At 53.9% G+C, this 16,377-nt stretch carries 11 protein-coding genes; all 11 read left to right on the top strand.

The annotated features are described in order from the left end of the window. Positions 1-63: 63 nt before the first annotated feature. The 11 genes from F608_RS0117300 (at position 64) to F608_RS0117240 (ending at position 16,319) form a co-directional block, all read left to right on the top strand. Positions 64-471, top strand: a complete 408-nt coding sequence (locus tag F608_RS0117300) for a hydrogenase iron-sulfur subunit (protein ID WP_022666915.1) — start codon at positions 64-66, stop codon at positions 469-471. Between the two features lie 160 nt (positions 472-631). Beyond that, positions 632-1,300: a methylenetetrahydrofolate reductase C-terminal domain-containing protein gene (locus tag F608_RS0117295; RefSeq protein ID WP_022666914.1), complete on the top strand. Its 669-nt coding sequence runs from the start codon at positions 632-634 to the stop codon at positions 1,298-1,300. Further along, on the top strand, positions 1,297-2,211 hold the full coding sequence (locus tag F608_RS0117290) for a methylenetetrahydrofolate reductase (protein ID WP_022666913.1): 915 nt from the start codon (positions 1,297-1,299) through the stop codon (positions 2,209-2,211). The genes F608_RS0117295 and F608_RS0117290 overlap by 4 nt, the downstream gene beginning before the upstream one ends. Before the next feature lie 95 nt (positions 2,212-2,306). Further along, on the top strand, positions 2,307-3,710 hold the full coding sequence (locus F608_RS0117285) for a glutamate synthase-related protein (protein ID WP_022666912.1): 1,404 nt from the start codon (positions 2,307-2,309) through the stop codon (positions 3,708-3,710). Positions 3,711-3,771: 61 nt separating this feature from the next. Continuing rightward, entirely contained in the window at positions 3,772-5,319 is a 1,548-nt protein-coding gene (locus F608_RS0117280) for a glutamate synthase-related protein (protein WP_033398790.1), read from the top strand. 37 nt (positions 5,320-5,356) lie between these two features. After that, positions 5,357-8,002, top strand: coding sequence for a GltB/FmdC/FwdC-like GXGXG domain-containing protein (locus F608_RS0117275; protein ID WP_022666910.1), 2,646 nt, complete (start codon positions 5,357-5,359; stop codon positions 8,000-8,002). A gap of 177 nt (positions 8,003-8,179) precedes the next feature. Beyond that, on the top strand, positions 8,180-9,244 hold the full coding sequence (gene corA / locus F608_RS0117270; RefSeq protein WP_022666909.1) for a magnesium/cobalt transporter CorA: 1,065 nt from the start codon (positions 8,180-8,182) through the stop codon (positions 9,242-9,244). Continuing rightward, positions 9,235-11,973, top strand: a complete 2,739-nt coding sequence (locus tag F608_RS36960) for a mechanosensitive ion channel family protein (protein WP_051148594.1) — start codon at positions 9,235-9,237, stop codon at positions 11,971-11,973. Before corA ends, F608_RS36960 begins: the two co-directional genes overlap by 10 nt. Positions 11,974-12,120: 147 nt before the next feature. Then, complete coding sequence (nadE, locus tag F608_RS0117260; protein ID WP_022666908.1) at positions 12,121-12,918, top strand: NAD(+) synthase; 798 nt, start codon at positions 12,121-12,123, stop codon at positions 12,916-12,918. A gap of 125 nt (positions 12,919-13,043) precedes the next feature. Next, positions 13,044-14,543, top strand: coding sequence for a sigma-54 interaction domain-containing protein (locus tag F608_RS0117250; protein ID WP_022666906.1), 1,500 nt, complete (start codon positions 13,044-13,046; stop codon positions 14,541-14,543). Positions 14,544-14,828: 285 nt separating this feature from the next. After that, positions 14,829-16,319, top strand: coding sequence for a BCCT family transporter (locus F608_RS0117240; protein ID WP_022666905.1), 1,491 nt, complete (start codon positions 14,829-14,831; stop codon positions 16,317-16,319). The last annotated feature ends 58 nt before the right edge of the window (positions 16,320-16,377 follow it).

Genomic DNA, 16,377 nt, shown 5'->3' with positions numbered 1-16,377 from the left:
GTCTGCACTTCCGTGACCGGTAAAGTGCAGGCATTTTTCTGTTTTAGGGGGCTGGTTAAACGGATGGAGAAAAAATCAAACTTCGCAATCACCCTGTTCCATTGCATCAATGCATTCAACGAGACAATCAAGATTACCCAAGGCCGGGGCGACCCTGAATTCAAAATCATAAAAATGGCCTGTTCAAGCATGACCAAGGATATTTTTCTTCTCAAGGCCTTTGAAGCCGGGGCCGATGCCGTTCTGGTCCTGGTCTGTCCTGAAAAGGCCTGCCGGTACACCGAGGGGAGTATCCGGGCCAGAAAAAGGGTGGACTGGGTCAAGGGAATTCTGGATGAAATCGGCCTTGGAGAAAAACGCCTCTCCCTTCATAATGTCGCTTTTGGAGATGAGGCTGCGATTCAGGCCATTCTTGAGAAGACCCTGGAAAACCTGAAAGAGCTGGGTCCGAATCCGGCTGTTGTGAATTGAGAATGGAAAATCGGGAGGGCATTGCTCCCTTCCCATTCAAAACCATATCTTTAGTGGAGGAATAAACCACGCCCCCGGGGGCACAACAATAGAAAAAGTGAAATTCTTTTCCCACCGCTGATTGCTCACACTTTTTCATATATCAAATATGGAGTGAACTATGATCGTTGGCGAACAAAAACCCATTGCAGAAATTCTATCCATCCTGGAACCCTATGAAAAGCTGCTGATCCTGGGCTGCGGCACCTGCGTCAAAACCTGTTTCGCCGGGGGAGAAGATGAAGTGGCGGCCCTTGCTTCAGTCCTGCGCCTGGCCCTGGGAAAAGACGGCCGGAAAAAAGAGATCCAGGAGTTTACCGTTGAGCGGCAGTGCGAAGATGAGTTTATCCAGGAAGCCGCGCCCCATGTAAAAGAGTGTCAGGCCGTTCTCTCTCTGGCCTGCGGTGCGGGTGTCCAGGGCATGGTGAAACGCTTTGCAAAGGTTCCCGTCCTGCCCGGAGTCAACACCACCTTTATCGGTATCCAGGAAAACCAGGGATTGTTTACCGAAGAGTGTCAGGGATGCGGAAACTGCGGACTGGCCCTGTTCGGCGGTATCTGTCCTGTCACCCGCTGTTCGAAAAAACTGCTCAACGGCCCCTGCGGCGGTTCCAGGAACGGGGTCTGCGAGGTGGATCCGGACACGGAATGTGCCTGGCAATTGATCATTGAGCGCCTGACCACCTTAAACCAGCTGGACAATCTGAAATTGTATATCCCGCCCAAAAACTGGCAGCCCAGTCTCTCGGGCGGCCCGCGAAAACTGAAAAGGGAGGATCATATCATATGAGCGCACCCGTCAGTAAATTACACGAGACCCTGGCAAAGGGAAAGTTTGCAGTCACGGGCGAATGCGGCCCCCCAAGGGGGGCCAATCCGGATGTTGTGCGGAAAAAGGCGAAACTTCTCAAAGGGGTGGTGGACGCCGTCAATGTAACGGACAACCAGACCGCCATCGTAAGAATGTCCAGTATTGCCGCATCCTTGCACCTTCTCAGGGAAGGGCTTGAGCCTGTCATGCAGATGGTGGTCAGGGACCGGAACCGGATTGCTCTCCAGTCAGACCTTCTGGGAGCCTATTCCCTGGGCCTGAGAAACATCCTCTGCCTGTCCGGGGATCACCAGGTTTTCGGAAGCCAGCCCGATGCCATGAATGTCTTTGACATTGACTCCATGAACCTGATCCGCATGGTCAGGGACATGGGGGAGAGCGGCAAAGACATGAGCGGGTTTGAGCTTGACCTGGCCCCGAAGATGTTCATCGGCGCGGCAGCCAACCCATTTGCCGATCCCTTTGAATACCGGGTGATCCGGCTGGCCAAAAAAATCGATGCCGGCGTGGACTTCATCCAGACCCAGTGCATCTACAACATGGATAAATTCACCCAATGGATGAAAATGGCCCGGGAAGAGGGACTCACCGAAAAGGTCTATATCCTGGGCGGAGTGACCCCCCTCAAATCCGTGGGCATGGCCAGGTACATGCAGACAAAGGTGGCCGGCATGGACATCCCCGATAAGATCATCCGCCGCATGGAAGGGGTGCCCCAAAATGAGGCGGCCCAAGAGGGCATCCATATCTGCCTGGAAACCATTGCCCGGCTCAAGGAGATGGAGGGGGTTCACGGGGTCCATATCATGGCCATTGAATGGGAGGAGAAGGTGACTGAGATTGTGGAACAGGCAGGACTCAAGCAATGAATAATTGAGAATTAACAATTGATAATTGAGGATGCTTCGCGCCAGTTTATAGATGAATTGCAATTGGAGACGTCCCAAGCCAGACAGAGGTCCATATGCCTAAGAAATACAGTATTCCGGTTCATCCGGCACCGCCCAGGCAATATCCCGTGGGAAAGTACACCACCATTGAATTCCGGGAAAACTGTGCCGGGTCATGCAGAAAATGCGTTAAAAAAGAATGCGTGTACGGAATTTTCAAGGACAATTACCTGCACATGAGCGCCATGGAGGATCCGGAATACCTCTATACATGCAACTCCTGCTTCAGATGTGTACAGGAATGCACCAAGGGGATCTTTTCCAGGGCCATCAACCCCGAATACCGGATCATCGGGGATGATTACTGGACTCCCCACATCATCAACCGGACCTGGTACCAGGCCCAGACCGGATCCATCCCGGTATCCGGGGCCGGCTACGGAGGCCCCTTCACCGGCAAAGGCTTTGATTCCATGTGGACGGACATGAGCGAAATCGTCCGCCCCACCCGGGACGGCATCCACGGCAGGGAGTACATCAACACCAGTATCGAACTTTCAAAGCGGTCGCTTCGCCTTGCCTTTACCGGGGACGGAGCCCTGGCCACCCAGGTTCCTGAAATCCTGGAAATCCCCATTCCCATCCTGTTCAACCAGCCGGATTTCGGCCTGATCGCCCCTGGTGTGCTTCTCTCCATGGTCAGGGCGGCCCACGACCTGGGCACCCTGATCTTCATGGAAACCGGGGAAATCACGAGAGAAATGGCCCCATATGCAGAGGCCCTGATTCCAAGGTTGGCCTCCGGGTCCGTTCCGGAAAATGAGGATCTGATCCGGGCCTGCAGGATGGTGGAAATCCGCCACAGCCCGGGCCTTGAAGCCGATATCCGGGCGGCAAAGGCCATCAACCCCGGGCTCTTTATCGCGGTGGGACTGGACCTGAAAAAAGATGCGGCCCGGACCGCCCTTGAGATTGCCCGCCTGGATGTGGACACCCTCCATTTTTATGCCGACTCCCACGGCCGGGAACAAGAGCCGGAAAAGGCCCGGTTCCTAAGGGGCGCCATCCGGGACATTCATCTGATCCTCATCGAAAACGCCCTCCGCCTCAAGGTCAACCTGGTCTTTTCCGGGGGAATCGCCATGGCCGAGCATGTGGCCAAGGCTGTGATCTGCGGGGCCGACGGTGTGGCCGTGGACAATACTCTTTTGATCTCTCTGGAGTGCCGGATGTGCGGCCGCTGCACCCAGGGGCTCTCCTGCCCGGCCGCCCTGGAAGAGGTTGAGCCGGATTTCGGGTCCAAAAGGATCACCAATCTGATTTCTGCCTGGCGGAACCAGCTCCTGGAGGTCATGGGCGCCATGGGCCTTCGGGAAGCCAGGAGGCTCAGGGGAGAGGTGGGCCGGTCCATGTGGTTTGAGGATCTGGAAAAGAACCATTTCGGACCGATTTTCGGAGAAAGGAAAGTGGCATATTAATCCAAAGCAGATCCATACTGCTTTTTCATCGAGTCCGGCCCGGCCGGATGGGAAACTCACCATGACCGAAAAAACCAGATTTAAACTGCCCGAGGCCAAGGAAACCCCTTCAAGGTTCCGGAACACCATCGGCAAGTACATCATCAAGAGAAGCTCCCGGTGCACCTCCTGCGGCAGATGCGCCGAACTCTGCCCCCACGGGGTTCACAGACGCTTTGACATCTATTCAAAGCCGTTCAGGCCCGTTGAACACAAGTGCATCGGGTTCAAATGCAGGAAAAACGATTATTACTGCGTTGACAACTGCCCGGAAAACGCCCTGACCCTGAAGGCAAACCCCCTGCTGGAGACCCTGGGCGATTACCGCTGGACCGCCGAGATGCTCCTGGGCCATTTTGAAATGGCGGAAACCGGGGATCTGCCCCGTGTGGATCTGGAGTACAACCTGGGCAATTCCGGGGGAGGGTTTGACAAGATAAGGTTTGTCCATCCCGATCCAGAGGAATATCTGGATATTTCCGATGAAGAGGTCGACACCCGCATGGACCTGAACAAAACCGGGGACGGGCGGCCTGAAAAGACCCTCTCCCTTCCGGTATACGGCGGGGGCATGTCCTACGGATCCACGGCGCTTTCCATCATCGTGGGAAGGGCAAGGGCGGCCCGGCGCCTCAACACCATGACCTGCACCGGGGAAGGCGGGTATCCCCCGGATTTCCTGCCCTATAAGGAACATGTGATCACCCAGGTGGCCACCGGCCTTTTCGGGGTCAGGGAGGAGACCGTCAAGTACTGCCCGGTCATGGAGTTCAAATATGCCCAGGGCGCCAAACCCGGCCTGGGCGGCCATCTTCTCGGAGAAAAGGTCACCGAAGCCGTGGCCAAGATGCGGGAGACCGTGGTGGGAAGCTCTCTTTTTTCCCCCTTTCCCTTTCACAGTGTCTACTCGGTGGAGGACCATAAAAAACACCTGGACTGGATGAAGGAGATCAACACCGATGTGCTCTGTTCGGTCAAGGTTTCCACCCCCACGGATGTGGACATGGTGGCTGTGGGGGCTTACTATGCCGGGGCCCATATCGTCCACATCGACGGCAGCTACGGCGGCACCGGGGCTGCCCCGGACATTGCCAAGAAAAACATTGCCATGCCCATTGAGTACGCCATCCCAAAAGTTCATCAGTTTCTTAAGGACGAAGGGGCCCGGGACAAGATCTGCCTCATTGCCTCGGGCGGCATAAGAAACGGCATGGACGTGGCCAAGGCCATTGCCCTGGGAGCCGACGGATGCGTCATCGGGACCGCGGATCTTGTGGCCTGCGAATGTGTCCGGTGCACCAACTGCGAAAGCGGCCGGGGCTGTGCCCGGGGCATTGCCACCACAGACTCGGAGCTTGGGGAAATGTGCACCCAGGAGTATGCGGAGCAGCGCATCATCAACATGTACCTGGCCTGGAGAAAACAGTGGTGCGAGATCCTGCGCAGTTTCGGCATGAAGAGCATCAAAGAGCTTACAGGCAGAACCGACCTCCTGGTCCACCTGGACTATCTGGAAGAGGAGGAAAGGGGGAAATACCCGCCGGCGCCGAACTATAAAATGGTGAGGTAAGCCCCCTTAACACTTGACCCCAAAAGGATATAAGCGAATGAGATCTGATGAGCTAACCAGCGTGGAAAAAATTCTGGCCTCCCGGGGCAGGCTGCCCCATATGAAAACCCCCATTCAAAAATGTGATGAAGAGGGCGGATGCGGGGTCACCGGATTTATTGCCTCCATTCCCGTGAGGGGACACCATATCTGGGAGCCCTCGGTCCAGATGCACAATAGGGGCAACGGCAAGGGGGGCGGAATTGCCGCCGTGGGACTCTGCGCCGAAGACCTGGGGATAAGCCAGGATGTTCTGGACAGCCACTATCTGATCCAGATCGCCTATCTGGATCCCGGATCCAGGCCGGCCGTGGAAAAGGCTTATGTTCTGCCGGTATTTGACATTCACAAATCAGAGAAAATCCCCACTTTAGACGATTTTAAGGCCATCGGTCTTGAGGTCAAGCCCCCGGATGTATTTCGCTATTTTGTCCGGGTAAAGCAGGAGGCCCTGGATGCCTTTATCCGGGAAAACGGATTTGAAGGCCTGGACCCCAGAAAGGCCGAGGATGAATTTGTATTCCAGAACACCATGAAACTCAACCAGACCTTTTATGCCTCCCTGGGAGAAAAGCAGGCCTTTGTCATGTCCCACGGCCGGAACGTCATGATCCTCAAGATCGTGGGGTATGCCGAAAAAGTGGTCCAGTACTATCGCCTGGAAGATTTCAGGGCCCACGGATGGATTGCCCACCAGCGGTATCCCACCCGGGGACGGCTCTGGCATCCGGGCGGGGCCCATCCCTTTTCCGGCATGCACGAGGCCCTGGTCCACAACGGAGACTTTGCCAACTACCATGCCTGCTGCGAATATTTGCACCAGAACAATATCCATCCCCAGTTTTTAACGGACACGGAGGTCTCCATCCTGCTTCTGGACCTCTACTCCAGGGTATACGGCTATCCCATGGAGTATATTATCGAGGCCCTGGCCCCCACCAGCGAATACGATTTTGATCAGCTTCCCAAAGAAAAGCAGAAGATCTACAGGGCCATCCAGTCCCACCACATGGCAGGATCGCCCGACGGGCCCTGGTTCTTCATCATTGCCCGGAACAACCCCTACAAAAAATCGTTCCAGCTCATCGGCATCACGGACACAGCCATGCTCCGGCCCCAGGTCTTTGCCCTCATGGAGAGGAAAGAGGTCCAGATCGGCCTGATCTGTTCGGAAAAACAGGCCTTGGACGCCACCCTGGAAAGCATCTCAAAAGAAGATTCAAGGGTCTGTCCCGTGGCCGACAAGTACTGGAACGCCAGGGGCGGCAGTGCCACGGACGGGGGGTCATTTACCTTTGCCGTCATGGATGCGGGAAAAAACGACGGAACCAAAAAACTGGTGACCATCAATAAGTTCGGAGAGGAGGTAGGGGTGCCCAGGGGTCAGCGCCACTTTGATCCCTCCATAGATCCGGGGAAACCGGCCGATGGGGAAGAGATCAAAACCAAAGTCAGGGATAATCTTTCCCATGCCCGGGCCCTGATTGAATACGCTTTGGACTCCTTTCCTTGCTGGGACTTTGACGCGGTTCTCTGTTTTCTGGATACCCTGATTGCCGGGGCAGACAAAGACGACGATGCCCGGTCTGTTGCCGTTGAAACCCTGACCTTTCTGAACAACAGACAGTTTCCCACGGGGGACAAGAAGAGAAGCTCCCTTCTTTTTATGATCCGAAGGGCCCTCACCCGGATCTTCAAGTCCTGTCCCAAAATCAAGAATCCTGCCGGGAGCGTCTATGCCTATATTGACCGGGAAACCCGGGAAGACCTGCGGCCGCCTGGAGCCGGGGAATCCGTCCTTGTATTGAATGCCCGGGAGTTTGAACCCGAAGGCCCGGACTGCGACGCCAGGGTCCTGAACAAGGCCTTTGAGCTGGGCTGGAGAAAATTCATCTGCTTTGGTTACAAGGGCCAGCGGTTTACAGGATGCGGGTTCGGCCCCGGCACGGAAAATGTCAGGATCGACGTCTATGACAGTTCCGGGGATTACCTGGCCTCGGGAATCGACGGCATGGAGATCCAGGTCCACGGCAATGCCCAGGACCAGGTGGGACAGATTCTCAAACAAGGCAAGCTGGTGATCCACGGGGATGTGGGCCAGACCTTCATGTACGGGGCCAAGGGCGGCCGGGTCTTTGTCCGGGGCAATGCAGCGGGACGGCCCCTGATCAACGGCACAGGCCATCCCAGGGTGGTCATCAACGGCACCTGCCTCGACTATCTGGCGGAATCCTTCATGGCCGGTGATCCCCTGGCCGGCGGCGGGTTCGTCATTGTCAACGGAATGGAGTTCGACAAAGACGGAAACCTCATTCCCATGGCCACCCCCTACCCCGGGGCCAACCTCTTTTCCCTGGCCTCGGGCGGGGCCATCTATATCCGGGACCCGGAGAAAAAACTGGTTGACGAACAGCTCAACGCAGGAGAGTTCACAGATCTTTCCCCGGAGGACTGGGATTTGATCCTGCCCTTTCTGGAGGAAAATGAAAGGCTGTTCGGGATCCGCGTTCAAGAGGATCTGCTGGCTGTGAACGGGAAATCCCTGGATTACACCCGGGTCTATAGAAAAGTGAAACCCGTGAAAACCGCAGCCCTGTCAAAGATGGATCCCAACGAGGAGACCATTGAAGAGAGATGCGCCTAGATCAGATCCAGAGGCCGTAAAGATCCTTCCCTCTTCGGAGCGGAAGCCCCGACAGCCGGACCTCAATATTTAAGTCCCCCTGTCTGTCTGACATTTTCGCCTTTCAAATTCCCCTGGATAATTGTATAAAAACAGAGCGGATAAACACCTGTTCCCTTTTAATTTGGAAGATCAGCCATGCCCCGATTCATAAAAAAATCCAATAAAAAGTCCGGCTCAGCTCCGGGAACACTCATACTGGAGGGAGAAGCCAGGGTTGAAACGATCAAGATCTCTTTATTGGACTATGATCAAGACGGGATAACGGATAAAGAGATCAAAAATGTGGAAGAGGCCTTCCCCTTTAAAGAAAAAAAAAGCGTAAGCTGGATCCACATCCAGGGTCTGCATGATATCCCTTTGCTGGAAAAACTGGGCCGCCATTTCGGCATTCACAACCTGACCCTGGAAGATATTGTCAATCCGGGGCAGAGGCCCAAAGCAGAGGATTTTGACGACTACCTCTACGTGGTTTTCAAGCAACTGACCTATGATGGGTCCAAAGAACGGGTGGGGGCTGAGCAGATAAGTTTGATTGTGGGCCAGAATTTTTTAATCTCCTTCCAGGAAACCGGCAGGGACTATTTTAAACCGGTACGGGAGAGAATCCGTGATGGGAAGGGGCGGATCAGGAAGCATGGGTCCGGATATCTGGCATATGCCCTGATGGATGCCTCGGTGGATGATTATTATAATATTCTTTCCACGGTTGGAGATAAAATAGAAGACCTGGAACAGGACCTTCTGGACAATCCCGAGCCTTCCTGCCTGGATCAGATTCATAAGTCAAAAAGGGAGATGATTTTTTTCCGCAAACAGGTCTGGCCGGTCAGGGAGGTGCTCAGCAAGCTGATGAAGTCCGACTCCGCCCTGCTCCATGAATCCACGGATATTTTTCTGGCCGATGTTTATGACCATATCATTCATGTCATCGATATCATAGAATCTTTCAGGGAACTGCTTTCCAGCATGCTGGATCTTTATTTATCCACGGTCAGCAACCGCATGAACGAAGTCATGAAGGTCCTCACCATCATTGCCACCATTTTCATCCCTTTGACATTCCTGGCCGGAATTTACGGGATGAACTTTGAATTCATGCCCGAACTTAAATGGAAATGGGGCTACTATATTCTATTGGTCATCATGGCAGGAATCGGAGGGATTATGGTCGGATATTTTAAAAGGAAAAAATGGCTTTAGCCCAGTCCGGGTCCCGGACCCTTCCCGTGCCAATCCCTCAATCGACAAAAGAAATGACCCTCCGGGGCAAACCGATACAAGGACCGGATTCAACCGGCATTACAATGATGACAAATAAGCGGCTGCCGACATCTTCTGAAGTTTCCATGCCCATCCCATCCCGGATATGGGTCCGGCGGGGAATCCATGTCCTGGTCATTTTGATCCTCCAGGCCTTTTTCTGTCCCTGCTTTGCCGGGGCAGAACCCTCTGCCGACCTGGACCATGAACTGATCCGCGATCTGGGGCAGACCATTAAATATTCATTGACCACGGAAGCCGCCAACCTGGAAGAGTACAAGGCCAAACTTTTACGGGTAGAACGGGAAAGGCTCTATCTGTCGGCGGCCACAAACGGATACCAGCTGCAGGTATCCTCCTTGGGGAACCTGCTGCTCTCATCGGGGGCTGAAGTCCACACACTTCAAAATGCCAGGTCTGATCTCAAGGAGGCAATCATTGAAATACAGAAAATGGTCGACGAGATCAGCCCCCGCCTGAATACCCTGATTTCCGAAAAAAAGAATATAGACCAGCAGATCCAATTAATTGAAAAGCAGCTTGGGGAACTCGCCATGATGAAGCCGGCAGACAAAGCCATCCCCACGCTTAAAGCCAATGCAAAAAAACTTCTGGACATTCTCAGGGCAAAAGAGAAGATCCTTGTGCAGATCAAACAGATCCATGAAACCCGCCTGGAGAGTATAAAGCAGTTGCAGGAATCCTTTTCAGGTCTATCCGATCAGTTTGACGACTTCATTGAAAAACGGAAAAAACAGGACCTGTTTGAAAGGCGGAAAAATTTTTTCCGGCCCGGAGGAACCGCCCTTTTAAAGGACGAATTCAGCCGTTTTTTGGACAGGTTCCTTGAAATGGGCAAGCCCGGGTTCTGGAGTGACATGCTTCAAAAACTATGGGAAAGCGCCGGGCTTATTCTGGTTTCCCTGGTCATTGTCTTTGGAGCCGCCTTACTTGCATTGACCCGGCTTCAAAAAGCCGCCGCCAGAGCTTTGGACCAGCCCCTCCTGGAAAAATTGGGCAAATGGCACCTCATGGTTCTGAAAATAATAAACCGGTCATTCCGGCTTGGGGGAATTACCGTCCTCGTCTACCTTTACAGCCATATGGATTCCCTCTACCCGCTGATGCCTGTTCTGCAACTGCTTAAGAATTTCCTCTACGTCTGGCTGATATCCCGCTGGTTGATTCTGGCCCTGTCATTCTGGCCCGGGGACATGGGTTTATTGCAGGCAAAAACAGGGCCGGTGAAAGGAATCATAAAGGGAATCCGGGTTTTTGCCTGGTCTTATCTGCTGGTTCAATTTGCCCTGGGCCAGGATTCCGGAATCCTGATTTTTCTTCGCCTGGCCTTTGCCTCCTATATCATCCTGTGGACCTCTCTGATCTGGAAAGATATCCGGCTGTCCGATTTTAAGGAAAGAGCCAAAACAGAGGACCGGAAAAAAGCGCTCCTTATTTTCGGGTGTAAATATTTCTTTTATACCCTGGGAGGGATGACCCTTTTACTCGACATGATCGGATACGGCACACTCTCTGTCCACTGGCTCCTGTCCTGGGGGCGGACCATTGCTCTCCTGCTGTGGTGGTTGATTTTCCATTTGCTGCTCAAAGAATGGGACCACTATCATAAAGAGAAGAGCAAGGCCCAAAGAGATGAATTTCTCTATGATGATTACCCGGTCCAATGGCTTGCCATCCGATTCGGCCAGCTCATCTGGCTCATCTCCCTCGTCATTCTCATCTTATTGGCCTGGGGCAGCCAGCAGACACTTCTGGCAAGGATCTACCAGGCACTTGCGGTTCCCTTACACGTGGGAAGCATGAGTTTCAGTGTCCTTGGAATTGTTTACGCCGTCCTGGCTCTTTTGTTCACCTATGCCCTTACCCGGCTGTGGCGATGGATTTTCCAGGTTAAATTCTTAAACCGCAGCGGAATGGAAGCCGGTCTCCAGGACTCTATCACCACCATTACCCTTTACGTGATATGGATGTTCGGCGTCCTTGTGGCTCTTCATGTTTTTGGTCTCAATACGGCTTCCCTGGCCGTTGCCTTTGGCGCCCTGGGCATCGGGCTGGGTTTCGGCCTTCAGAATATTTTCAATAATTTCATATCCGGCATCATCCTCCTTTTTGAGCGGCCCATCCAGCTGGGTGACGATGTGGAAATCAACGGCACCTGGGCCACGGTCAAAAAGATCAACTTCCGCTCCACAGTGGTTCAGACCTATGACAACGCCTCTTTGATCATCCCCAATTCCCAGTTTATCAGCAGCGAAGTCACAAACTGGAGCTTCAAGGACAAGAGGCTTCGAAGAAAAATCACCGTGGGAGTGGCCTACGGGTCTGATGTAACCCTGGTCAGGGACACCCTCCTTGAAATCGCCCGGACCACCCCCAAAATCCTCAAATACCCCAAACCCGACGTACTTTTCAGGGACTTTGGAGACAGCGCCCTGATATTCATCCTGCGGATCTGGACGGATATAGACAATATGCTGAAAGTAGAGACTGAAGTCCGTTTTGAAATTGACCGGCTCTTCCGGGAAAGGGACATTGAAATCAGCTTTCCCCAGCGGGATATTCATATCCGCTCCATCACGGACAAAAGGGTCCCGAACGCCCCGAATCCGGAACCGGAATCCAAAAACGAAAGCAGTGACAACCATTGACAAAAGCGGCCGAATTTACCTATAACCCACATGGCCCCAGAGCCACAACCAATGTTGAAAAGGTAAAGGCTTTCGATTTTAAAAATCAAAAATTCTTTACGTTGGACTTTCATATGGAACCGATAAAAAACCAACATGGAATGAAAGATGAAAACCCTTCAGATAATTGATCACATCACCCTCTGGCTGAAAAACTATGCCAAGGCCTCGGGAATGGCAGGATTTGTCGTGGGCGTATCCGGCGGTATCGACTCTGCCGTAACTTCTACCTTATGTGCCCGGACCGGGCTGAAAGTACTGGTTCTGAACATGCCCATCCACCAGGCTTCTGACCAGGTATCCCGGTCCTCGGCCCATATAAAATGGCTTGAGAACACCTACGACAATGTCACTGGCCAGGATATGGATCTGACCCCGGCATTTGATCAGATCAAGGCGAGTTTCCCGGACCCGATCCAGGACGGTCTCACCATGGCCAATACAAGGTCACGACTGCGAATGCTGACCCTGTACGCATTTGCCTCCCACCATAAGAGGCTCGTGGCCGGCACCGGGAACCGCGTGGAAGACTTTGGCGTGGGCTTTTACACCAAATACGGGGACGGAGGTGTGGATCTCTCCCCCATCGCGGACCTGATGAAATCCGAAGTTTACGCCCTTGGAAAGGAACTGGGTGTCAGCCGGGACATCCTCAATGCCCGGCCCACGGACGGTCTTTGGGATGATGACCGGACCGATGAAAACCAGATCGGGGCCACCTATGCCGAGCTGGAATGGGCCATGGCCCATCTGGATCTGAAAGGCCGGGACAAGGAAGGGGCAGACGAAAGCCTGACCCCGCGCCAGAAAGAGGTGCTGGAGATCTTTAACGGATTTCACGCGGCCAACCGCCACAAGATGGATCCCATACCGGTCTGCATGATTCCGGAGGGCTTGAAACGTTAACCTGGGAAAGGGGCCGGCCAATCGCTGCTTGAATTCATGTTTTGCTCTCTTTTTCCCGGCCGAAGACCGATCCCGCTTTTGCCTTTGGACTTTTGACTTTAGGCTTGGAAACAATGACCCGACCCATGAAACCTTTCCTCGAAATGCTGGACATGGAGGATATTGATTTTTTCCCGGTCCTGGACCAGATGGACGACGGGGTCATCATAGCCGATATTGCCGGTTTCATCCGCTTTTACAACCAGGCCCAGGCCAAAATCGACAATATCCCGGTAAAAGAGGCCATGGGCAAAAAAGTCACGGAGATCTACGAGCTCAACAACCGCACCAGCATGATCATGCAGTGCATTAACCGGGGCCGGGCCATCAAAAATGAGGCCTTTCTCTACCGGACCGCCTCGGGAAAAGTGGCCAATACCATCACCAGTGTTTATCCCCTGACCAGCAGGAAAAAAATCACCGGGGTCATCTGTTTTGTCAAGGATTATGAACTGCTCCGGAAATCGTCTCCCCCGGCCAGGGAATGCCGGTCGGACATGGGAAACGGCACCCAGTTCACCTTTGAAGATCTGATCGGTTCCAGTCCGGAGTTTTTACGGGTCAAGGACCTGGCCCGGAAGGCAGCCGCCTCATTTTCCCCCATCATGATCCAGGGGGAAACCGGAACCGGGAAAGAACTCTTTGCCCAGTCCATCCACAACCACAGCCCCAGACGCGGGGAAAAATATGTGGCCGTCAACTGTGCCGCCATCCCCCATGACCTGCTGGAAGGAATGCTTTTCGGAACCACCCGGGGGGCATTTACCGGGGCCATGGACAAGCCCGGGCTCTTTGAGCAGGCAGACAACGGCACCCTGTTTCTGGATGAACTCCTGGCCATGCCCGTGGCTCTTCAGGCCAAACTGCTCCGGGCCATCCAGGAAAAAAGGGTCCGGCGCCTGGGATCGGTGCAGGAAACCCGGGTCCAGGTCAAGATCATCTCTTCGGTGAGCCAGGACCCCCGGGTGGCCATTCAGCAGGGAAAGCTTCGAACCGACCTGTTCTACCGGCTGGGGGTGGTCATGGTCAAGCTGCCGCCCCTGAGGGAAAGACTGGACAGCCTGGAAGAATTGGTGGGCCATTTTATAGAGAAGTACAACCTGAGGCTGGGAACCAATGTCAGAAGGGTCTCCAGGGATGTCTGGGATTTGCTCACCACCTATAGATGGCCCGGAAATATCCGGGAACTGGAGCATCTCATCGAAGGGACCATGAACATGGTGACCCGGGAGAAAAAACTGGGTCTGGAACATTTCACACCGGGCCTGGATTCCCTGGAACAGACAAGCCCCCTGCCCGATTCAGAACCTGTTCTTTTCCAGGATATCCCTGCTCCCCCCGCTCCCGGCCATGCCCCCCCGGAGCCGGAGCCCGGTCCGGGCCAAGCCCCAGGCCTTGTCCGGGCCCAGGCAGACCGGGAAAAGGCGGCAGTGGAACAGGCCCTTGCCCGGACCGGGGGCAATGTGACCCAGGCGGCCCAGAGCCTGGGGATTTCCCGCCAGCTGCTCCACTATAAGATAAAAAAGCACGGACTGTTCCGGGCCGATTATATTCCCAGACCTAATCAATTAAAAATGGAGAATTAACAATTGCGGAAAAAGTGAGCCGGGTGATTTTCTTTGTTCAATTTTTTTTCAGCTGAAAAATTTTTTTCTTTTTTCATTCAATATTGTCATTTTTCCAATACCCTCATTCATCGTTTAAAATCCACATAATTTCCTTTAAAATGAAACCTTTACGATAACGAAATCCGAATTTTCCGGCCCTGGCATACATTCTGCTATATTATTTCAGAATAGCAAAAAAATTCATCTGCCTGTTGTTGTCACCCGGGCAGGTGGTTGTACCCACAATTTATCAGGAGCCTGTGAGTGAAAGATTCAACCAAACCCTTTGACCCCATGATTTTCTGGGTCTCTTCGTCCGTTACCGTTCTTTTTGTCCTCTGGTCTGTTCTTTTCCCGGAAAACATGAGTCATTCCATCAATGCCGTTTTCGCCTGGACCACCACCACCTGGGGGTGGCTCTACCTTATCACCGTTTTCATGCTGGTTGCCGGATGCTTTGTCCTCATGGGACCGGCCTACGGACCTTTAAAACTGGGACTTGAGACGGACAAACCTGAATTTTCCAATTTTTCATGGTTTGCCATGCTCTTCGGGTCTGCCATTGCCGCCGGCATCGTATTCTGGGGGCCTGCCGAACCGGCTTACCACTATATGACTCCGCCCCCCTACTTTGGCGGGGAGGCCCTTACCCCGATGGCCGGGGCCAATGCCATGACCTATTCCTTTTTCCACTGGGGGCTTTCCGCCTGGTCCATCTATGCCATGCTTACCATTGCCCTGGCCCATGCCTGCTTTACAAAAAACCTGCCTCTGAAGTTTTCCTCTGCCTTTTACTATGTCATCGGTGAGCGGATCCACACCACCTGGGGGAAGATCCTGGACATCTTTGCCGTGTTTGCCACCCTGGGAGGCCTTGCCACCACCACGGGCTTTGTGGCCCTTCAGCTCAGCGCCGGACTTAAGTACCAGTACGGTCTGACCCTGGGCCCATCCTCCACCTATCTCATCATCGGGGTTCTGACCGCCATTTTCACCCTGTCCGTGTACACGGGCCTGGAAAAAGGGGTCAAGCTTATGGGGGATATCAACATGTGGATCTTTGTCCTGGTCTGGTTTTTCATCCTGGTGGCCGGCCCCACCATTTTTCTGATCAACCTGACCACCAACTCCCTGGGACAGTATTTCCAGCATTTTATTCCCATGAGCCTGTTCACCGGCCCCGGGGATACGGGAAACTGGATCGGTTCCTGGACCGTTTTCTACTGGGCATGGTGGATGAGCTGGGCTCCCTTTGTGGCCGTATTCATCGCACGGATCTCCAAAGGCCGGACCGTCCGGGAAACCGTTGCCGCCACCCTGATCCTTCCCACCCTGGGCAATTTTCTCTGGTACGGGGTTGTGGGCGGTGCCGGCATCCATTTTGACGTAACCGCCACACTCAAGGAACACGGAGTGGAAAGCGCCATATTCGCCATAGCCCAGAACCTGCCCATGACGGGCATCCTGGCCGTGGCCCTGATTTTTCTCATTGCCACCTTCTTTCTGACCAGCGCCAATTCAGCTGCCATTTCCCTGGCCATGTTCGTGTCCGGCCATGAGAATCCGGGAAGGAACCTGAGGGCGTTCTGGGGCATTGCCCTGGGTGCTGTGGCCGCGGTCCTGGCCGGGAGCGGAAGCCTCAAGGCCATTCAGACCGCTTCCATTGCCACGGCCTTTCCCCTGATGTTCCTGTTGATCCTGGTCCTCTTCGGGACATTCAGGGGACTGAACCGGCACAGGAAAGAAAACCCATAACCAAAACCACTGCCCCTGCCCGGACAGGATCCGGTCAGGGGCTTGCCAATAATTCAAA

Source organism: Desulfospira joergensenii DSM 10085, from assembly GCF_000420085.1.
GTDB lineage: Bacteria > Desulfobacterota > Desulfobacteria > Desulfobacterales > Desulfobacteraceae > Desulfospira > Desulfospira joergensenii.
Note: the sequence above shows the minus strand (reverse complement) of the source record. Positions and strands in the feature narration are given on the sequence as shown.